At 62.8% G+C, this 19,878-nt stretch carries 22 protein-coding genes and 1 pseudogene; all 23 read right to left on the bottom strand.

The genetic code is table 11. From position 1 onward, the window contains the following. Positions 1-2 precede the first annotated feature (2 nt). Complete coding sequence (locus EGT36_RS29135; protein ID WP_036568190.1) at positions 3-818, bottom strand: ATP-binding cassette domain-containing protein; 816 nt, start codon at positions 816-818, stop codon at positions 3-5. Next, entirely contained in the window at positions 815-1,729 is a 915-nt protein-coding gene (locus EGT36_RS29140) for an alpha-D-ribose 1-methylphosphonate 5-phosphate C-P-lyase PhnJ (RefSeq protein WP_024899721.1), read from the bottom strand. The genes EGT36_RS29135 and EGT36_RS29140 overlap by 4 nt, the downstream gene beginning before the upstream one ends. Next, the gene (locus EGT36_RS29145) at positions 1,726-2,811 is read right to left on the bottom strand and encodes a carbon-phosphorus lyase complex subunit PhnI (RefSeq protein ID WP_024899720.1); all 1,086 of its coding nucleotides are present in this window, start codon (positions 2,809-2,811) and stop codon (positions 1,726-1,728) included. Before EGT36_RS29145 ends, EGT36_RS29140 begins: the two co-directional genes overlap by 4 nt. Beyond that, positions 2,811-3,368 (bottom strand): phosphonate C-P lyase system protein PhnH, encoded by a 558-nt coding sequence (gene phnH, locus EGT36_RS29150; RefSeq protein WP_036568189.1) that lies wholly within the window; start codon positions 3,366-3,368, stop codon positions 2,811-2,813. Before phnH (EGT36_RS29150) ends, EGT36_RS29145 begins: the two co-directional genes overlap by 1 nt. Next, on the bottom strand, positions 3,368-3,823 hold the full coding sequence (gene phnG / locus EGT36_RS29155; protein WP_107328120.1) for a phosphonate C-P lyase system protein PhnG: 456 nt from the start codon (positions 3,821-3,823) through the stop codon (positions 3,368-3,370). The genes phnH (EGT36_RS29150) and phnG (EGT36_RS29155) overlap by 1 nt, the downstream gene beginning before the upstream one ends. Further along, complete coding sequence (gene phnF / locus EGT36_RS29160) at positions 3,820-4,566, bottom strand: phosphonate metabolism transcriptional regulator PhnF (protein ID WP_024899717.1); 747 nt, start codon at positions 4,564-4,566, stop codon at positions 3,820-3,822. The genes phnG (EGT36_RS29155) and phnF overlap by 4 nt, the downstream gene beginning before the upstream one ends. A 355-nt stretch (positions 4,567-4,921) precedes the next feature. After that, a pseudogene (locus EGT36_RS29165) lies at positions 4,922-5,116 on the bottom strand (integrase); the annotation flags it as partial. Between the two features lie 33 nt (positions 5,117-5,149). Beyond that, on the bottom strand, positions 5,150-8,119 hold the full coding sequence (locus EGT36_RS29170) for a Tn3 family transposase (RefSeq protein WP_003501156.1): 2,970 nt from the start codon (positions 8,117-8,119) through the stop codon (positions 5,150-5,152). 16 nt (positions 8,120-8,135) lie between these two features. After that, positions 8,136-8,741, bottom strand: a complete 606-nt coding sequence (locus tag EGT36_RS29175) for a recombinase family protein (RefSeq protein WP_003501158.1) — start codon at positions 8,739-8,741, stop codon at positions 8,136-8,138. A gap of 264 nt (positions 8,742-9,005) precedes the next feature. Beyond that, positions 9,006-9,773, bottom strand: a complete 768-nt coding sequence (locus EGT36_RS29180) for an ATP-binding cassette domain-containing protein (protein ID WP_024899714.1) — start codon at positions 9,771-9,773, stop codon at positions 9,006-9,008. Beyond that, on the bottom strand, positions 9,766-10,611 hold the full coding sequence (locus tag EGT36_RS29185; RefSeq protein WP_024899713.1) for an alpha-D-ribose 1-methylphosphonate 5-phosphate C-P-lyase PhnJ: 846 nt from the start codon (positions 10,609-10,611) through the stop codon (positions 9,766-9,768). Before EGT36_RS29185 ends, EGT36_RS29180 begins: the two co-directional genes overlap by 8 nt. After that, on the bottom strand, positions 10,604-11,617 hold the full coding sequence (locus EGT36_RS29190; protein ID WP_036568186.1) for a carbon-phosphorus lyase complex subunit PhnI: 1,014 nt from the start codon (positions 11,615-11,617) through the stop codon (positions 10,604-10,606). Before EGT36_RS29190 ends, EGT36_RS29185 begins: the two co-directional genes overlap by 8 nt. Then, positions 11,601-12,176 (bottom strand): phosphonate C-P lyase system protein PhnH, encoded by a 576-nt coding sequence (phnH, locus tag EGT36_RS29195; protein ID WP_024899712.1) that lies wholly within the window; start codon positions 12,174-12,176, stop codon positions 11,601-11,603. Before phnH (EGT36_RS29195) ends, EGT36_RS29190 begins: the two co-directional genes overlap by 17 nt. Further along, positions 12,173-12,652 carry a phosphonate C-P lyase system protein PhnG gene (gene phnG / locus EGT36_RS29200; protein WP_023513261.1) on the bottom strand — a complete coding sequence of 160 codons (480 nt, stop codon included), beginning with the start codon at positions 12,650-12,652 and terminating at the stop codon, positions 12,173-12,175. Before phnG (EGT36_RS29200) ends, phnH (EGT36_RS29195) begins: the two co-directional genes overlap by 4 nt. Further along, positions 12,627-13,142, bottom strand: coding sequence for a hypothetical protein (locus tag EGT36_RS29205; RefSeq protein ID WP_336509906.1), 516 nt, complete (start codon positions 13,140-13,142; stop codon positions 12,627-12,629). The genes phnG (EGT36_RS29200) and EGT36_RS29205 overlap by 26 nt, the downstream gene beginning before the upstream one ends. A 23-nt stretch (positions 13,143-13,165) precedes the next feature. Then, on the bottom strand, positions 13,166-13,579 hold the full coding sequence (locus EGT36_RS29210) for an AAA family ATPase (protein WP_125271699.1): 414 nt from the start codon (positions 13,577-13,579) through the stop codon (positions 13,166-13,168). Positions 13,580-13,622: 43 nt separating this feature from the next. Beyond that, positions 13,623-14,324, bottom strand: a complete 702-nt coding sequence (locus EGT36_RS29215; protein WP_024899768.1) for an IS6 family transposase — start codon at positions 14,322-14,324, stop codon at positions 13,623-13,625. Beyond that, the gene (locus EGT36_RS29220) at positions 14,224-15,357 is read right to left on the bottom strand and encodes a succinylglutamate desuccinylase/aspartoacylase family protein (protein ID WP_107328032.1); all 1,134 of its coding nucleotides are present in this window, start codon (positions 15,355-15,357) and stop codon (positions 14,224-14,226) included. Before EGT36_RS29220 ends, EGT36_RS29215 begins: the two co-directional genes overlap by 101 nt. Before the next feature lie 2 nt (positions 15,358-15,359). Further along, complete coding sequence (gene phnN, locus EGT36_RS29225; RefSeq protein WP_024899177.1) at positions 15,360-15,950, bottom strand: phosphonate metabolism protein/1,5-bisphosphokinase (PRPP-forming) PhnN; 591 nt, start codon at positions 15,948-15,950, stop codon at positions 15,360-15,362. Then, the gene (locus EGT36_RS29230) at positions 15,947-16,702 is read right to left on the bottom strand and encodes a DUF1045 domain-containing protein (RefSeq protein ID WP_024899176.1); all 756 of its coding nucleotides are present in this window, start codon (positions 16,700-16,702) and stop codon (positions 15,947-15,949) included. The genes phnN and EGT36_RS29230 overlap by 4 nt, the downstream gene beginning before the upstream one ends. After that, positions 16,699-17,541 (bottom strand): carbohydrate ABC transporter permease, encoded by an 843-nt coding sequence (locus tag EGT36_RS29235; protein ID WP_024899175.1) that lies wholly within the window; start codon positions 17,539-17,541, stop codon positions 16,699-16,701. Before EGT36_RS29235 ends, EGT36_RS29230 begins: the two co-directional genes overlap by 4 nt. 2 nt (positions 17,542-17,543) lie before the next feature. Then, positions 17,544-18,491: a carbohydrate ABC transporter permease gene (locus EGT36_RS29240; RefSeq protein WP_024899174.1), complete on the bottom strand. Its 948-nt coding sequence runs from the start codon at positions 18,489-18,491 to the stop codon at positions 17,544-17,546. Next, entirely contained in the window at positions 18,491-19,678 is a 1,188-nt protein-coding gene (locus tag EGT36_RS29245) for an ABC transporter ATP-binding protein (RefSeq protein WP_024899173.1), read from the bottom strand. The genes EGT36_RS29240 and EGT36_RS29245 overlap by 1 nt, the downstream gene beginning before the upstream one ends. Between the last annotated feature and the right edge of the window lie 200 nt (positions 19,679-19,878).

The raw sequence follows: 19,878 nt of genomic DNA on the forward strand, positions 1-19,878 counted from the left end.
CCTCACAATTTGGCGTGAACGAGTTGCTGGGTGTATGCGTGCTGGGGATCCTGGAAGATCTGGTCGACCAGGCCTTCCTCGACCACGCGACCGCGCCGCATGACCATGACCCGGTCGGCCATGGTACGGATCACGCCGAGATCGTGGCTGACGATGACCATTGTGATCGCTCGGTCCCGCTGCAGCCGCTTCAAGGTGTCAAGCACCAGTGCCTGTACCGAGACGTCGAGGCCTGTGGTCGGCTCGTCGAGCAGGAGCAGTGCCGGTTCGAGGGCGATCGCCTTGGCGAGCTGCACCCGCTGCTGCATGCCGCCGGACAGTTCGATCGGACGCGCATCCATGCGCTCCAAAGGGAATTCCGAAGCGTCGAGCGCCTCTCGCGCCTTTGAGCGCAGTTCGGCGAAACTCCGCTCGCCGGCGATGAGCAGACGCTCGGCCACGTTGCCGGAGCTGGTATGCCCCATCAGGAGCCCGAGATGCGGGTTCTGATAGACAATACCGATCTGGCGCGCGCAAAGCATACGGCGAGCGAAGCGGTCGAGATCGAACAGGTTGCCATCGAGCTCCGGCAGGGCCAGGCGATAGTCACCGCTGTCGGGCGTGTCCTCAAGGTTCATCATCCTCAAAAGGGTGGACTTGCCCGAGCCGCTTTCGCCGACGATGCCGAGCACTTCGCCCGGATAGACGGTCGCGGACACGTCCTGAAGAGCGACCACGCTGCCGAAGCGTTTGCTGACGTCGGTCATCGTCAGAAGCGGCGGGGTCGTCATCAGTTGCGGGGCATTCAGCCGCCGCGCAGCCAGATTTTCTCCGATCATGGGCGGAATGCTCCGTGCTCGTACCAGGTTTCGCCCTGCTTGACGTCCAGCCCCTCGGCACGGCGAATAGCCTTGATGCCAAGATTGCTGTCAGACAGCTCGAATTGTGAGCCGCCGTCGTCCTGTGGGATCTCGTTCATGAAATAACCTCTGACGCCTGAGCGGTGGCAGGTGAGGTCGGCATGGTCCTCGACCTTGTAGGGCACGTCGGAGAAGACCAGCGGCTCGACCCGCGTGAAGGGCGGCACGGCATACAGGCGCTTCTCTCGCCCGGCCGAAAGAAAGGTGAGGTGCTTTGCCATGTCGAGCTTTGGCACGTCCCAGCGCGGGATCGGCGACGGTGTCATGACATGGCGACCATTGACGAGGGAAGGGTAGGACGCGCCCTGCATGATGCGGCCCGAACGCACGATCTGCTCATAGAGCGTCAGCCACAGCCGGCCGTAATCGGCGTCGGCATGCATCTGGCGGGCGATCGACATGTTGGGCTCGACCGGGCGCAGCGGTTCGGGATTTGGCACCTGCAGCACGAGGATCTGATCCTCGCGCAGCTTTTCCTCAGGGATACGGTGCCGGCTCTGAATGATCGTTGCCTCCTGCGTGTCCCAGGTCTCACCGGCGCCGGATACGCGCGAAAGGAATCGGCGGATCGAGGCGGCGTTGACGCTGTCGTCGGCGCCCTGGTCGATCACCTTGATCACGGAGGAGGGCTTGATCAGGGTCAGCGTCACTTGCAGGCCGCCGGTGCCCCAGCCGCGCGCAATCGGCACCTCGCGGCTGGCATAGGGCATCTGGCAGCCGGGCACGGCGATCGCCTTCAGCATCTTGCGGCGCAGCTCGCGCTTGGCCGAGGCATCAAGGAAGCCGTAGCTGAAGGCTTCCCATGGCTTTGTGAGTGCGGAAAGGCTCATGCCGGCTCCTTCACGGGCTTATGTGTGTTCGTTACGTCGCTGGCAGGGGCCGCCGTCTTCTTCGCGTCGCGCAAGGCGTCGAGCGAAGACTGGAAGGTGACGTAGTGCGGCAGCTTGAAATGGATGCAGAAACCCGAGGCTTCTACGGGTTCGGTGTGGTAGAGGAAGAATTCCTCGTTGACGGGTGAATTCTGATCCGCCGCTGCCGAATTCAGATCCAGCGTCGCGCCAGCGATGGTCTTGATTTCGTTCCAGCCGAGTGTCGCGCAGAAGCCGAGCTGAAGCTGGCCGCCTTTTCCTTTGCTCGTGACTTCCGCCTGCGAGACGCGGACGCGACCAGCCGAGAAAACCGTGCCCGCGGGATGGCGCACACGCACCTCCGCTTCTGCAAGTCGCAGTTCGTTGACGGTCGGATGCGCGTTGCCATAGCCGCGCATCGCCGAATAGCCGAGTGCCAGCACACCGCCAGTGTCGGCGCGAGCCAGGCTTTGCAGCGTATGGGCGCGCTTGGCCGGAAAGAGAAGCGGCTCGCGGGTGAGGTCTGGAATGTCTTCAAGGGCGACTTCGTCGGCGGCGACGTCGGCGACCAGTCCCTGCGCCTTCTGCCAGGCGGCAAGCGACGGCTGGCGTGCCGGAGCAGGTTTTGCCGCGGGTTCAACCGGGGCCGGCATGAAGGGTTGGCCTTCCAGCACGCCGGTCGCCAGCAGACGGTGCGAATAGTCGAGCGTCGGGCCGAGCACCTGACCGCCGGGAATATCCTTGAAGACAGCAGAAATGCGGCGGTGCGTGAACAGGCTTTCCTGCGTCACCGGTTCGGCGATCGCAAGGCGCGGTTGGGTGGTCCGCCAGGCACGCAGAAGGAGCACCGCCTCGTATAGGTCGCCGCCGGCCTGGGCGAGCGCAAGTGCTGCCAGATCACGGTCGTAGAGCGAGGCCTCGCCCATCACGCGATCGATCAGGTAAGGCAGACTGTCGCGGACGTCCGCGACACGCTCCATGTCAATCGTCCCCATTTCTGCGCGGTAGAGCCGCTCAGACTGTTCAATGGCACGTTCACCGCCTCGAGTTGCCACATAGGCCATCAGAGCACCTCCACCGTGGTTGAGCGTGGCAGACCGACAACGCGGTCTCCATCGATGAAGAAGAGTTCGAACCCGGTCGGGTAGAGGCAACGCGTCGCGCGAAGCGTCCAAACATCAGGCCTGAGGCCGCCGAGGCGGATATCCTTATAAGTTTCGATGCCGGGGCCGCGCAGGCGAAGCCCTTGTCCCTCGCCAATCCTCGCCCCTGAAAACACCGTCGCGCCGTCATCGGGATAGAGATGCGAGCCCGCAGGCACGACGGCCAGATCGCGAATGCCCGCCTCCGCTTCGAGATCGAGGAAGGCGTGGTCAGCGTCGCGCGCGCCGCTAATCGCCGCTCCGGTCGAGGCGATCAGCGGCAGGAGCGTCTTGTGGCCCGAAAAGACCCGGCATTCGCGGTCAACCAGCGTTTCGACGATGGCTTCCAGGCCCAGCTGCGGCAGTGATTGCACTGTGCCGGGGCGAGCGAGCGCCCACATCAGGGCATCGTAGGTGGCATTGTGAAGCCGCTCCAGGTCGTTTGGAACGGGGACAGCAATCAGGGCGGAGGCATTCATCAGAAGGTCTCCATGTCTACGCGGGTCGCCTCGACCGCGCGAAGGCGTTCGGTGTCGACTGCCACGATCGTCAAGGCCTCATCTTCCACGAAGTTGCTGACGCGCGCGGCAAGGGTTTCGATCGATCCGGCGGCGTCCACGATCGCCATTGCCATGGCGCGCTCGAGGTCGCGGCCGACGATCATGCCATAGCCTTCAGTGCCGTTGGACTGGAGCCGGATATGCGCCTCTGCCACCAACACCTCGCCGAGATGAAAATCTGTGCCCTTTACTGTGTCGCGCATCGGCAGCATCGCGAGCCCTGTGCGGCTCTGGATGACGTCGATCGCGCCGAGCGGTGGAAGAAGCTCTTCCGCGAAGGCCTTCAGCGCGGCTGCATCGGCGCGCGCAAGGGTTTCGAGCCGGCGGGCGTGGTCTTCGCCTGGCGCACCGGCATGCTGGAACTGTGTTGTCATGGGGTCTTGCCTTCCTCGCCCACGAAGGGGTCATCGAGACTGTCGAAAGAAAACTGGACACGGTCGCCCGCCCAGACCGCCTCGGAGTAACCCAGCGCCGTACCCTTGGCATCGACGTCGATTTTGGTGACGATCATAACGGGATGATCCGGATGTTGCCGCAGCAGCCTGGATTCCTCCGGCTCGGCGCGGCGGGTGAAGATGGTGGTGCTCTTGCGGAAATAGTCCGTGACCCCGTGGTCACGATAGATCTCGGTCACGGAAACGCCGGCCTCGCGGCGCGCGCCTAGATCGGGAAAGAGCGCGACCGGATGAAAGGCGATGCCGAGATTGATCGGCATGTCGTCGGCCAGGCCGCGCCTCATGATCCGGTGGACCTCGGCCCCGCGAGCGATGCGTAGCGCCTCGGCCACACGGTCGGGTGCCGGCACGATCGTGGAGGAAAGATGCTCTCCGTAAGGCTTATAGCCCTGGCCTATCAGGTTCTCGCGGAAACGCGTCCTGCGCCCGATCTGGTAGTTTATCAGCCGGGCCGCCTCGACGAAGGTGCCGCGCCCCTGTTCTACCCTGAGCTTACCCTCGACCGCGAGCGCCGGAACTGCGCGCCGGACCGAGTGGCGACCGACACCGAAGACCTCGCACAGCTCGGGCTCCGTCGGCAACCGGGCGCCGGGAGCAAGTTTGCCGGAGGCAATGTCACCGGCCAGGTGGTCTTTGATGATTTGCCAGGTGTCTCTCTGCATGCGCTATCCATGATTCATTCGAATGAATCATGGATAGCGCATGCGTATGACGTAGCGATGACACGGCCTTGATCCTCAAAACTGCACGGGACCACCACTCCTCGGGCAATGCCAATCTGCAGTTGAGATGTAAGCTGCCTATCGCTGCGGATGCTGTCGTTGCTCATCGTGATGCGCGGTTTGCTTCCGATGGGAACGGCAAAATGGCGCTCTTCTTAACCGTGACAGGACCTTGGCTTGACATGGCGCTGATGGCTTTCGTCGTCGGGACCGTCGGGTCGATCTGAACAGCCCCGGATTTGTCGGAGACTGCTTTGTTTAAGCCATTCAGCCATCGCCAGTTTTCTTGAGCTTTTCAATCCATCAGCCTTGCGGCCCTGCCACTGCGCCTGGTGGCGCTGTTGTAGTATTCAGAAGCTTGCTGGACGGATCTGTGTCGTGATTGCTCCATCGCCTCAGGCAGAGGAATGCCGCGATTGGCCGCTTCCGTGAGATAACCCGACCGCAGGCCGTGGGCTGAGAAGTTGTTCGGATCGAGACCGGCCATTTCGGGGCTCCGTGGGCATTTCTACATTAATACACGCTAAGGGAATTTGAAGTTGTTTGGATTGAAGCGGTTAGCCCGGATTGGCCTGAAGCGTTCGAGGGGTCGGTCAATTTCGTTCCAGAGGTAGTCGCCGGTGAGCGCGATATGCGCCCATGGTAGTGGTGCGACCTGGGAGAGCAGCTCGTCCGGAATGATAATACCCTGACTGCTGATATAATCGACAGCACGGCTGAGATAGACAGTGTTCCACAGGATGATGGCGTTGACGACGAGGTTAAGACCGGACGCGCGGTAAGCCATGGTTTCGGCGACGCGGTTGCGCAATTCGCCGAGCTGGTGGAGGAAGATGGCGCGTGCGAGAGCATGACGGCTTTCACCCTTGTTGAGGATCGCATGCGATCTGCGGCGCAGTTTCGTATCGAGCAGCCAGTCGCAGATGAAGATCGAGCGTTCTATCCGGCCCATTTCGCGCAGGGCCTGGTTCAGCCGGTTTTGTCGCGGCGACGCTGCCAGCTTCTTGAGGATGACGGAAGGCGGCACCAAACCTGCAGCGATCGAAGCCTTCAGCCGCAAGACCTCATCCCAGTGGTGCTCGACGACATCCATGTTGACGGTTCCAGCGATCAGCGCGTCGAGCGGTTCGTAAGCCGGATCGCGATCAATGACAAAGAGCCTGCGATTGCCGAGATTGCGGATACGGGGAATGAGCCTGTAGCCAAAGGCGTGGAACATGGAGAACGTCGTTTCGGTGGCGCCAGCGGTATCGGTTGCGTGCTCATAGATTTCGACGGAGCTTTCGTTGTGAAGGAGGCCGTCGAGAACGTAGGGGGCTTCGCCCTCGGATGCCTGGATCATGCGGGAGAAGAAGGAAGCAAAACGGTTGGACAGGAAGCCATAGATCGACGCCCCCGGTCGCTTGCCGTATTTTGCATTGTAGTCGAGGCTGGCTTCGCCACGCCCGCCAGCCGGAAAGAACTGTCCGTCCGAGGAGGAGATATGGCCGTCACCCCAGATCGCGGCAAAGGGATGGGCCTGCTGCGCATCGACCAGCACGGCGGTCGCCGTGGCGTAGGTTTCCGATCGCATATGCCTGTCCACCATCAGCATCATCTGGTGGATCGTGACGCCGCGTGAGCTTTCCGCCATACGTTCGGCTCCGGCATTGGTGGCGTCGGCAAGGATCGCTGCCATCAGCGCTGCCTCGTCGTTTGCCGTCTCACCGGTACGATAATGCGTGAAGCTGTCGAGGAATTTGGTCCAGCTTTGCACCTCGGCAAGCAGGCTGGTGATCCTGATCCGTGGCACCAGAACATATAGTCGGCGGCTGAGCGCGACGATGCTGTCGCGCTCCTCCTCGCGGATCGGCGAGATCGACAGGCCCTTGTCGGAAATCGCTGCATCCGGAATAGCATTGGCAGCCGCCGCCTTTGCCAGCTCTTTCAGCTTCGCATCGAGCGTGGCGGTCCGTTCTGCTCGCCATTCGGCAAAGCTGTCGGGGAGTGCGAGCCCGAGCCGCCCCTCGGCGCGCATCAGCTCGAAGATCGGCCGAGGCAGAAGATAATCCTCGAAACTGCGCCATGCCCGGCTGCCTTCGACCCAGATGTCACCGGCCCTCAGACGCTCTCGCAGGTGAACGAGGACCGCCACTTCCCAGGCGCGCAGGTCGATATCGGCACTGTTCGGGCGCACGCAGCGTCGCCATTTGCGGGTCAGAAAGGCGAGCGGCACCTGCGCCGGCAATTTCCGGCCGCCATAGAGCGCGCGCAGATGGTCCACTGCTACAAGGATCGGATCATCAGCACGAAACGACCGGAACGAGAACGTGCGGAACATCAGTCTGCCCAGCTTGCGCAACGATTTGTGCCGCTTGATGAGCTCGTCGAATTCGTTACTGCGATCAGGGTGGACGACAGATCTGGCTGCCGCCATGCTGGCGACCAATCCGTCCCAGCCGAGGGAGGCTGCGATCGCCGATGCAAGATCGGTTTTGCTCGCACGAGCGGCCAGAAGCGCCTCGCCGAGCTTGAGATGCTCAAGCGCCACCCCATCAAGAACCTCGGCCTCTTTTAGCCGGCGTTCCGTGCGGCTGATCTCGGCCTTGCGGCGGTTGCTCCCAATCATTTTGCAGAACATGTCGATCGTCAGGTCGGTGATCGACGCCTGTCTCTCGATGACGAAGGCGGCCAGCGTGGCGTAGCGACGTTCGGATGTCAGGCGTCGTATCTCCCGGGCATGCAGAATGCGTGCATCCCTGGCGATGATGCCGTAGCGATTGGCATGGATCGTCTTGCGACGGTCGTCGGGAATGGCGGCTGAGCGCAATACCTCGAGGCGGGCGATCAAGCCTTTGAGGTTCTTCAGTTTCGCCCCTTCAGGTGCTTCCGCAATCCAGCCAAGGTGGCTCCGATCGCCGGCCCGCTCAGCGAGGAGCTGATCAAGCGCCTCGATCGAAGGCTGCTCCAGATCCCGGATCAATTCGCGATAGGCTTGTCGACGCGCCGCCGCCCGGCCGGCCAGTGCCAGACGGATCAGCAGCTCCGGCATAGGAACGAGCAACTTTCGTTCCTTCAAGGCTTCGATCACGGCCTTGGCGATCGGCGCACCTTGTTCAGTGGCCGCCGCCTCGCGTGCCGCCGCCGTTATCAACTCGCGATAGTCACTCGTCCGGACAGGCTGAAGCTCCAGTGCAGAGACGATCTCGCGCGCGTGTTCCCGGCGCGTTTCGTCGCGCTGGGCGTAGAACTCGAACACTGCAGGGTCGATGCCCAGCTGGTCGGCGACAACAGAGACAACCGCCTGAGGTGGAACTTCGCCTATTCGCAGCAGACGGCCCAGATCACGCACCAGTGCGAGTTGGATCGCAAAGCCAAGCCGATTATGCGACCGGCGATGTTCCTTGACGAAGACAATATCCTCGGAAGTCAGTGCATAGCGCGCTTGCGCATCTTCATAAGCTTCGGGTGGTTCGAATAAAACGGCACGCGATTGCTCATCGAGAAACGCCATCAGCCACGGTCACTCGTCAAACTACGGTTTCGGGCGTGCCGGTCTTGCCGGGGCCTGTCCATCCAGTCCGCTTCAACGTGTCGATCAAGGTCGAGCGCGCCACCTTGAACGTCCGGCACACGGACGCCTTGCTGGCGCCAGCTTCCAAAGCAGCTAGAACCTGCTCGACCTTTTCCGCATCGATCGTTGGAGGTCTCCCGCCCTTACGGCCACGTCGGCGAGCCGCCGCCAGGCCGGCATTGACCCGCTCGGTGATCAGCACTCTCTCGTATTCTGCAAGCGAGCCGAACAGGTTGAACAGAAACGCGCCGTGCGAATTCGTGGTGTCGATCGCCTCCGTGAGAGATCGGAAGGCGACACCACGTTCCTTCAAATCCTCGACGATGCGGATCAAGTGGGAGAGTGACCGGCCTAACCGATCTATCTTCCAGACGACCAGGACATCGCCTTCGCGCAATTCGCCGAGGCATGCCTTCAGACCCGGCCGGTCATCACGCGCTCCGGAAGCGCGATCCTGATGGAGATGGCGCTCATCGACCCCGGCCGCGAGCAGGGCATCGCGCTGCAAGGCAACCGACTGGCGCTCGTCACTACTCGATACCCGCATGTAACCGATCAACATGTGCGACAAACCTCAAATCAGGTGTTGCCGCACAGCCTAACATTCCGACAGGGTTTGTCGCGCAAAAAATGGCCCTATTGCGTGGCCAGTTTGCCCCGCGATCACGGTGAGCGGAAATCATGTGTTTCCCGTCACCTGCAAAATGCCCTTAGCGTGTATTAATGTAGAAATGACCACAGAGCCCCGTGAAGGTCGCCGGGCCGATTGTCCGGTCGCCATAACGTTTCGCAAGGCCTTCGACACACAGGATCGTCATTCGAACACTCAAATCATCGACGCGACGAGATCGCGACTTGCTGGATGGGAGGGATCGGTAACCAATCGGTCCGGCGGCGCTTCCTCGACGATCCGCCCCTCGTGCAGAACGATGACGCGGTGCGCGAGGAGTCGTGCTATGCGCAAGTCGTGGGTCACGAGGAGCATCGCCACGCCCGTCCGGCGCTGGAGTTCGGACAAGAGCCTCAGGAGCCGCGCCTGGGCGGACGTGTCGAGGCCCGTCGTCGGTTCGTCCAGGAACAAGATGTCCGGCTCGTGCACGAGCGCGCGAGCGATTTGCAGCCGCTGTTGCATGCCGCCTGAAAACACACCCGGCAGGTCACGCATCCGCGCTTCATCAAGGTCCAGTGCCGCAAACCAGTGCCGTGCTGCCTCCAAGGCTCGGCCGAAGTGGCGTTCGCCATTGTCGAAGAGCGTTTGAGCGATGTTGGCGGCGGCGCTCGCGGCCAGGTCGAGCGTCTCGCGGGCATCCTGAGCGACGAAGCCGAGCCGCCGGCGGCGGAGCGAGACGAGGGCCTGCTCCGGCAGATCATAGAGAGACAGCGGCGTCTCCCCATCGACGGAGAGCAGGACCCGACCCTTCGTCGGAGGCAGGCATCCGGCCGCCGTGCGCAGCAGCGTCGACTTTCCCGCGCCGGACTTTCCAACGAGACAAAGAACCTCGCCTGGATAGAGCGAAAGCGAAGCACCTCGCACGATGCGCCCGCCGAAGGAGATGTGGTCAAGCGTCAGGAGGGGCTGCGGCAGATCAGGCACTGGCGGCTTCCTCCGCACGCTCGGCACAGCATTCCGTGTCGGAGCAGACCCATTCGCTCGTTCCGTCGTCGTTGAGGAGAAGGTGGTCGAGATGGCTCGTGGCGCACCCGCATATCACGCATTGCCGTCCGTCCGAGGGATGACTGGGGTCAAAGGGAACGTCCTCGAAGGCGATGCTTTCCACGCGCGTATAGGGTGGCAGCGCATAGAGCCGGCGTTCGCGCGCCGCGCCGAAGATCTGGATGGCCGGTGAATTGTCGAGGCGGACATTGTCGCGCTTGGGGATAGGAGAAGGTGACATCAGATAACGACCTTCCACCATGACGGGATAGTCATAGCCGGGCTGGGCGACGCTGCCGCTTCCCGTCCTTTCCTCGAAGAGCCGCGTATAGACCCGACCATAGTCAGATGCCGCGTGCATGCGGGCCGCCTCGCCGGCTGAATTGACGAAGGCGCGCAGCGGGTCCGGCCGCGGCACCTGGTAGACGACGACCTGTCCCTCGGCGAGCATCGCCTCGGGCACGCGCTGGCGGACCTGGATCAGCGTTGCCTCACGGGTCAGGGTCGTGGTGGCAACGAAGGCGGTGCGCGTGAAGAAGGCGCGGATACTGACGGCATTCACGGTCTCGTCGGAGCCGTGGTCGGTCACTTTCAGACGGTCGTCTGCACCGATGAGGCTTGCGGTCACGACCATGCCGCCAACACCCCAACCATAGGCGATCGGCATTTCCGGCGCGATGAAGGGCACCTGGTAACCGGGAACGGCCAGTGCCTTCAGAATGGTACGGCGAACGGAGCGTTTGCTGTCTTCATCGAGATAGGCGAAGGTCTCAGTCATCGCAGGCAAGCCTCCGGATCGTTTCAAGATCGGCCTGGAAATCGGAGTAGTGCGGCAGCTTGAGATGCGAGACGTAGCCGCTCGCCTCGACCCCGTCGCCATGCGTCAGCACCAGGTCCGGGTCGAGCCCGGATTTCAGCGCCTGATCGACTGTCGCCATCGCCACGGCCTTGCGCTCGTTGGCGCCGAAGGCAACGCCGAAACCCGGGGACAGATGCGATTGCCGCCCGTCGAGTACCGGGGCCACCATGCGGCAGGCCGTCACCTCGATATCGCCGACAGAGACGGTGAGGCCGATATCCTCCAGCTCGACGAAAACCTCGACTTCCCCCGCGGAAAGCTCCTCGACATAGGGATGGGACGCGCCGGCGGTGCGAAGGCGCGTATAGGCAATGCCCGTCAGGAAGCCTTCCTCGCCTCGCACCAGATGGCCGAGCGTTTCGGATGCACCGTAGGGAGGACGCAGCGGCACCCGCGTGATGTCGACCGGCGCCTCCTCCCGCTCCTGACTCTCCCCGGGAAGGCGATCGCGGCAGCGGGATGAGGGAGGCGCGCATGGAGTGCTCGCAACCTCCTCGGGAAGAGGCAAAGAGGCCGCCTCCTCCATGAGCGAGAAATCGAGCAGTCGGTGGGTGTAGTCGTAGGTTGCACCCAGGATCTGGCCGCACGGCAATTCCTTCACTGTGGCGGAGATATGCCGGTCGTGGCGGATGGTCGAAAAATCGATGGGCGCGCTATGGCCCATGCGCCGTAAGGTCGCACGATGGGCGCGCAGCAGAAACGTCGCCTCCGCCACGTCGCCCTGTGCCTGTTTCAGCGCCAGGGCAGCAAGATCCCGATCATAGAGCGCGCCTTCGGTCATCACCCTGTCGACTGCACCCCGCATCTGCTCACCTATCTGGGCGACCGTGAGTTCCGGCACGGAGGGATCACCCCGACGCCTGCGCGCCAGCGCATCAAGGCTTGCAGCGATAGCGGCCTCGCCGCCCTTAACGGGAACGTACATCGGATATCTCCAGCCTCACGCTACGGGGAAGGCAGGCGCACCAATCTCCCGCCGTCAGAATGAGGTCGACGCCGAGCGGATAGGCAGCGTTGTTGCACGTCCATTGCGCGAGAAACGTCGCCGGCAGGCCAAGGGGGGCGAAGGTGCGGGCCCCGGGTCCGATTCCCGGCCCCGAAAGGTTGAGCGCCGCGCCACCCGAAAGGCCCGTGACCTCCGCAATGACGGTGGCGGAAAGATGCGGGTCGGCCGGGGTCCCCTTCGGAAAGACATCGATCCGATCCAGCATCTCGCCACGACAGAGCGCAAAGGTGCAGGAGGCTCGATCCGCCATCGGCCACCGTGCCGCGACGGCGCGATCCCGGATATCCGCGAAGCTTTCGTCGATCCAGAGCGGTGTCGTGGTGTCGGCCAGCGTTGACAGGACGACCGCGTGCGCCGCCTGGCCTTCAGCAAGGACGACGACTTTGCCGGGGTAGGAAAAGGCTTCCAGAAGCCGGCGGAATGCGCGCTGGTCCTCGTGGATGCGGTCCGCGCCTCGCTGGTCTATCTCGATTTTCACGGTGCACTTCCTTGTCTCGCCGCGGTGAAGAAATGCGCCGTCGTCTTCTGCGCCTCCTCGGCCTTGCGGCATCGCCGCGCCATGATGGCGTCTTCGGCCGGTTGCAGCAGTTCCGATGCGAGCAAGGCGCGGGACTGCGGATCTTGCAGCAGCGCGTCGAAGAAGGCGGCAAGCTCCGCCCGCTCCGGATCGCGGCCAAGCACCACGGCATAACCGCGCCGACCATCGATCTCCACGACACAGCGCGTCATGGTCGCCTCGCCGAGATGGAAGGGCGTTCCCGTTACGGGTGCTTTCGCACGCAACTGGAGAAGGCCGACCTCGGGTCCGACAAGCCGGCGCGCCAAGTGGCGCTGCCGGCTGCCGTCGAAGGCCGATCTCAGGAGATCGATGGGCGCGCGGGCAAGCACACCCATCCATTCACGCCGCCCGCCCTCGGTGGAACAGTGCTCAGGCACGGCTGACCTTGGCGTCATAGACATCCTCGGGCGCAAGCGGCACGAGACGGTCGCGCATTTCGCGCTTCAGCGCGGCAAGGCGGGTTTCTTCCTCGGCTGAGCGACCTTCCTTGCGGGCAAGCTCGATGAACTCGCCGCGCACATGGCCGGGCCGGATCGTCACCTCGACCACGGTGCCACGATAGCTGAAGCGGAAATAATACTTCCCCTTCGGGCTTTCCTCGATGCCCTCCCAGCCCAGCGACCGGTCGACATGGTAGCGGCCATCGGTCAGCGCGCGCGTGACGAATTCGATGGCGTCGCGGCCGCCGGGGCCGGGAAACGCCGTATCGATGCGCACCTCGCGGCGCTCGATCGGCCGGCCCTCGTCGAGCAGCGGAAAGGCGCGTTGCATCACCTTCAGGCCATGCGCCACGCCGCCCGGAAAGGTGGTGCCGTGATAGTTCAGGAGTTCGGCAAAGCTGACGGTGAAGGTTTCGCCGTTTTCGAGATAGGTGATCGTGTCCAAGATTGGCTCCTGTCTTGCGGTTATCATGGAAGGGCCGCCGCCCCGAAGATCGGGGAAACGACATCGGGCCGGCCGGGGCCGGGGGTATGGCGGGCAAACGGCACGCCATAGAGACGGGCGAGTTCCCCGTCCGTCATCATCGCGGAGGCTTGGCCATAACGGACCTCGTCTCCGGCATGCATCATCAGCGCCCGGTCCGCGAGGAACAGGCCGTGCTGCGGATGGTGGGTCGTAAAGACGATCGTATGGCCGCGCGCCTGCCGCAGGCGCATGAGGACGCCGAGCAGAAGGTCCTGATTGGCAAGGTCGAGCGAGGCGGCCGGCTCGTCGAGCACCAGCACTTTCGCTTCCGTCGCCAGCGCCCGGGCAAGCAGCACGACCTGCCGCTCGCCGCCGGAAAGCTGGCCGAAGGGCCGTTCGGCGAAGGGCGTTGTCACGGTAAGTACGGCAGGCTAAGACGGGCGGGGCGTTCCAGAATTTTCAGACGATGCAGGCCGCGATTTTCCATGCGTCGAGCGCTTCGAAGCGATGGTAGCGAATTGTTTGTGCGGCACGGCGGCGGGATGGAACTGAAAAGCAATTGCGGGTAGCGGAGTGCATGGAAACAAACCGTTGCAATGCTCCTGGTGATCGGTGGCCCTGCATGGCTCGTTCCCGTTTTCGAAACGGCAGATGGCTATTCTCAGCCCGATTGTTGAGGCCCTTGTGCGACCAATGGTCGAGGCCAGGTGCCACGTCCGCCTTTGCTGCGCCGTAGGAGCGCAGCTTATCGGTGATGATCCGCTTGGGAACAAAGCCATAGCGTTTCATCAACGCCACCAGCAGGCGCTTGGCTGCCCTTTTGTCGCGTCGCTTCTGCAAAATTTCTTCGAGAACGATGCCGTGCTGATCGACCGCGCGCCAGAGCCAGAACTTTTCTCCAGCGCATTTCACGACGACTTCGTCCAGAAACCAAACGTCGCCGGGGCGGGCCTGCCGTCGCCGCAAGTTGCGAGCGATCTGGGGTCCGAACTTGGCGATCCAGCGGCGGACCGTCTCATAGGAAACGTCGATACCACGCTCGAGCAGCATTTCCTCAACTTCACGCAGGCTCAGATTGAACCGCAGGTAAAGCCAAACTGCGTGAGCAACGACCTGTGGCGGAAAACGATGACGCTTGAAACTGATATCTGGTGTCTGCATCGCCGAAATTTACGCCCAACCCAAAACGCAGGCAACTGCAATACAGGTTTACGTGACAACGCCGACCTGCGCCCATATCGACCATCACTGGCAGTCGACGGCAGAGCACAAGTCCCGCTTCAGGAAAAACCACGCGGAGCGGCTCGCGCCACGGCGCCTCCCGATGATAAAGGAGGCCGGCAAGTTGCTCTCGCTCAACAGTTTCACCCAGTTTGGCTATCGGTTCGAACAAACCGCTCTCGGGGGCACAGATCGTTGCACTGACGGGCAATCGCCGCATGAAGGCGACATCTCCGGGCTCCTCTTGCGAGGTCGAGTTCAGTACACCGATCTTTTCCAGAGTACGTAGAAGGCCTGCCATGCCGACATCGAGCTGATCGCGGGCGACCGAACCGCCGCCGCCAATTTCCAAAGTGATGTTCAAGGTTTCCGTACGGTCGCATGCGCCAATGACGCTGGACGGTGTCTGGTCCTCGTCATCGACGAAGAAAGCGACGGGAAGGCCGAAGGTTCTGACCAGCTCGATCAGCCTCTGACGCCGGGCGCCTTCTACGGCGTTCGAAATCATCACCGATGGAATGTAATCGACCGGCGTGCCACCGGAATGCATATCGATAACGAGATCGGCCCGTGGCAACAGGACCGTCTCGATGAAATGCGCAATGCGCTGGGTCGAAGTACCAGTGGTGCTGCCTGGAAACGCCGTATTGAGGTTGCCGTCATCAAGTGGCGAATAACGTCGCCCCGCAGCAACGGCGTGAGGGTTGGCTGACGGCATGACGATCAGCTGGCCGGTCACGTCTGACAGGTCGAGCTTGCCCAGAAGCGCCCTTGCGATGAGTTGCCCCTCGTATTCGTCGCCGTGGCAACCGCCCATCACGAGAACGCAAGGCCCGGCGCCACTTTTGAACGAGGTGATCGGCACCATCGCCATGCCAAACGGCGAATGTTCGCTGGAAGCCTTCACCCGCAGGTAACCGTCCTGGCGGCCTTCGCCGTCGAGATCGATATCGAGGTTGAATGTGTTTGCCATATCTAGTTCCGACCTTGATCGGGGCGTTCGGCCCGGACCGATTGAATGAGCGCCATCAGCTGCCTGGAAGCCACGTCCAAGTCTCCGGAGTTGTCGATAATGACGACGTCTCCAAGATCGGGGGAGATTGCTTTGCTGCGACCGAGGCGGGATTTCTGCGCATCGCTGTCTTCCCGTCCCCTTTGTGCAAGTCGCTTTGCGAGGATTTCGGGATCGGCGGTGATATTAATGATCATCAGGCCAGGATATCGCTGCCGAGCCGGACCGAGCATGGCGCGCGATGCGTTGGCGACGACGACATCGCCGTCGGCGATCCACCGGTCGATGACGACGGGCAGGCCGTATTGCAGATCATGGGCCGCCCAGTGCAGGGCAAACGCCCCCTGCCCTGCGGCCTCCTCGAAGCTGGCCTCGTCCATCGGGAGATGATCCTCCCCCACGGATGCGGGCCGGGTGATGGTGCGCTGCACGAAGCGGATCCGCTTGTCCTCTGCCAGCTCTCGCTTGGCGATATCGAGCAAGGTGTCCTTGCCGGCGCCGCTCGGGCCGACGATCAGGACGAGACGGCCACCATTGTCAGGTCCATAATTCATAGCGGCGCTCCCGGATTGAGCGGGAAACGGCGGCGCGCTACGAAGTCGGCCTGCGGATGCGGCTGCTCGAATAGGGTCAGGGCGTCGATCGCGAAATCCTCGTCGAGCAGGCCGTCGAAACGGCCTGCCAGGTCCGCCTGCAGCGCGGCGCGGTCGTTCGAACCGACGGGGTTCGTCAATGTCATGTGGAACCGGAACCGGTCGAACACGTAGGGATAGCCCCAGCGCACCAGATGCTCGGCCTCGTCGTCGTCGAGGCGGTCGAGCTTGCGGCGTTTCAGTTCCGCAGTGTCGAACGGTGCCCGAAACCGGTCAAAGGCCTCGACCACACTTGCCGAGAAGGTGCGCACCCGGATGATCGGCTGGATCGGGATGAGCGCGAAGAAGCCCGCCAGAAGGCCGACACGCAGCGGTCCGATCGGGCATGGCCGGGTGCAGCCGGCAAAGCGCGACAGCGCTGCCTCAAGCTCCTCGGTGCCGATGCCGTCGGCCAGCCGGAACGGCGCTTTCAGCGTCGCATGGAAGCCGTAGCGCCTCGGCTCACCGATCAACGCATCCTGATCATCACCGTCGTTCTTGATCCTGACGTCCGGCAGCCGATGGAACGCACTGCGGCCGAGCCACGTCTCCGCTGCCCTGGTCAGGGGATGACTGGCAGGCGTGGTGTAATAGATCGCAAAGCGCGGTTCTCCGGCCGTGGCTGGTGCGAAATTCTTAGCCGCCGCCGTTCCTGTTGCGAGGTGCGATGTCACTTGACCGCTCCGCCTGTGAGGCCTTCGACGAACCAGCGCTGAGCGGAAAGGAAAGCGACGATCAGGGGAGCGACGACGATGGTGGATGCGGCCATCAGTGGGCCGTAATCGTTGCCGGCCTCCTCGTTCTTGAAAGCCATGATGCCGAGCGGCGGCGGCATGAGGTTCTGGTCACGCACGGCGATCAGCGGCCAGAACAGGCTGTTCCAGTGCCCGACGACCGAGAAGATGCCGAAGGCGATGATGGCCGGCAGGGCCATCGGCACCATGATCTTCCAGACGATGGCAAGCTCCGAGAGGCCATCCAGGCGTGCGGCATGCACCACGTCGTCGGGAATGGTCTTGAAGAACTGCCGGAACAGGAAGATGCCAAAGGGCGAGACGACATAGGGGAAGATCAACGCACCGTAGGTGTTGAGAATGCCGATCTGGTAGCCGAGGATGAACAGCGGCAGGGAGAGAACCTCATGCGGCAGGATCAGCGCGATCAGCACCATGGCGAACAACAGGTTCTTTCCGGGGAAGTCAAGCTTGGCCAGTGCATAGGCCGCCGGCGCGCAGACGAGCACCTGCAGGATGACGATCGAGCCGCAGACGATGATGCCGTTCAGCATGTATTGCGGCAGCGGCGCATCGGTCAGCGCCTTGGTATAGTTCTCGATCCCGTAGAACTGATTGGGCCAGAAGGAAAAGGACGCGCGAAAGATCTCGCCCGGCGGCTTGATCGACAGCGACACCATCCACACGAAGGGGATAAGGATCAGCGCGCTGGTGATCAGCAGCACGGCATGTCGGGAGATCGCGGCCGATGCGGCGAGGTCGCGGGCGGAACGGGACATGCTCATTGGTAGTGAACCTTCTTGTCCATCACCCGCGCCTGGATCAGCGTCAGGAGGACGACGATGATAAGGAAGACGACGGCGACGGATGCGCCATAGCCGGTGCGCAGATACTGGAAGCTCTCGCGATAGAGGGTGAAGAGCAGCATCTCGGAGGCATGGCCCGGCCCGCCCTGGGTGAGGATCTGCACGGTGTCGAAGGTCTCGAAGGCTTTGAGCGCCACGACGATGAAGACGAACATGGTAACTGGCCCGAGCATCGGCAGGGTGACGGTGCGAAGCCGGTCGAGCCAAAGGTCGGCGCCGTCGATATCGGCGGCATCGTAGAGGTCCTGCGGGATCGACTTCAAGCCGGCAAGGAACAGAACCATGGCGTAGCCGAGGTTCTGCCAGATGCCGATCATGGCGAGCACCGGCAGCACGGTGCCCTCGTCGCGCAGCCAGTTGGCGGTCGGAATGCCGAGGCCGGCCAGCGTCTGGTTGACGAGGCCGATGGTCGGATGCAGCAGCGCCTCCCAGGCGATCGCCATCGCTGTCAGGGTCGCCATGAAGGGCAGGAAGTGGATGGCGCGGTATAAGGCGCGGGCCGACTTGCCGCTCTCGATCAAGAGCGCAATCACCAGCCCGAGCAGGATCGTGCCGGGCACGACGATCGCCACATAGACGAGCGTGTTGACGAAGGAGGCACGAAAGCCTTCATCCGAGAACACTTCCCTGAAATTCGCAAACCCGACGAAGGACATCGAGCTTGCACCGAACTGCCAGTCGGTGAGCGCAATGGCGAAGACCGCAAATACGGGCAGGAAGAACAGGCAAACGAGGAAGAAAAGCGCCGGGCCGGCCAGCGACCAGGCCGACAGGATCTCGGCCAGACGATGACGCCGCAGCCGCTTCTGTGCCTGTGCGGACAAGGCGGCCTGATCGGCCGGGGCGGAAGCAGCAAGGCTCATCACATCCGCTCCTTGAGCGGCAGGATCTTCGCGTCAGCCGCCGAAGCCGAAACGCCGGATGCCGAGCGGATGCGCCGGCCGTCGGCTGCAAACAGGAGAAGCCGCTCCGGCTTGACGCCGAGATGCAGCGTCTGGCCTTCGTTGATATGCGGAGCACGCTCGGCCAGAAGCCGGGCAATGACCGGAGTGGACTGGCCGGGCACGTCGAGATGGACGAACAGGTCGGAACCCATATGCTCGACCAGCTTGACCGCGCCGGTCAGGACGTTCGGGCCGTGATTGTCGGTCAGGTAGAAGGCTTCCGGGCGAATGCCGAGCGCGATCTTGCTGCCCGACGCGATCTCACCGGGGATGAAGAACACCGTGCCCGCGGTCATCGCCACGCCCGGCTCCTCGACGGTCGCTTCGAGAATGCCGATCTTCGGCGAGCCGATGAACTCGGCCACACGACGATCCTCAGGGTCGGCATAGATCTCCTGCGGTGGCGCGACCTGCAGCAGTTCGCCGTCGAGCATCACCGCGACACGATCCGACATGGTCATCGCTTCCGACTGGTCGTGGGTGACGTAGACGAAGGTGACGCCCAGTCGCTTGTGCAGTTCCTTGATCTCGGCGCGCATCTGAACGCGCAGCTTGGCGTCGAGGTTCGACAGCGGTTCGTCCATCAGGAACACGGCCGGCTGGCGCACCATCGCACGACCGACGGCGACGCGCTGGCGCTGACCGCCCGACAGTTGTCCGGGTTTGCGATCGAGGAGATGGCCGATACCCAGGGCCTCGGCGGTCTGCGCAACATCATCCTCGATCGCAGCAACGGTCGCCCTCGTGCCGGGCAGGAACCGGCCGACCAGCGGCAGACGCTGCCACGCCGACAAGCGCCGCATGCGCAAAGGCAGCGCCATATTAGCCGTAACCGTCATGTGCGGGTAGAGGGCGTAGGACTGAAACACCATCGCCACGTCGCGCGCCTTCGGTCGCACCCCGTCCACCACGCGATCCCCGATCGACAGCGAGCCGCCCGTCTGAACGTCGAGACCGGCCAGGATCCGCAGAAGCGTCGACTTCCCGCATCCCGACGGACCCAGCAACGTCAGAAACTCCCCGTCTGAAATCGAGAGCGAAACGTCCCTGAGAACCGAGGTCGACCCAAACGACTTTTGCACATGGTCGATCGTTATTGCAGCCATATTCAATACTCTGATTAGATATCGTGCCGAGTAGGCGGCGTCAGCCCTGCCCTTTTCACTCTGCGTTTTCGAGGCTAGCTCAATCGCCTCACGGCAACAGATCGACGTCAGTTTGATGACAGATCGGAGACACCTACGGTATGAATTTCGGATTCATACCCTTCGGATTCGCGCGCAAGGCTCTCGAGAGTCTCATGGAA

This window comes from Agrobacterium sp. FDAARGOS_525 (assembly GCF_003938925.1).
GTDB lineage: Bacteria > Pseudomonadota > Alphaproteobacteria > Rhizobiales > Rhizobiaceae > Agrobacterium > Agrobacterium pusense.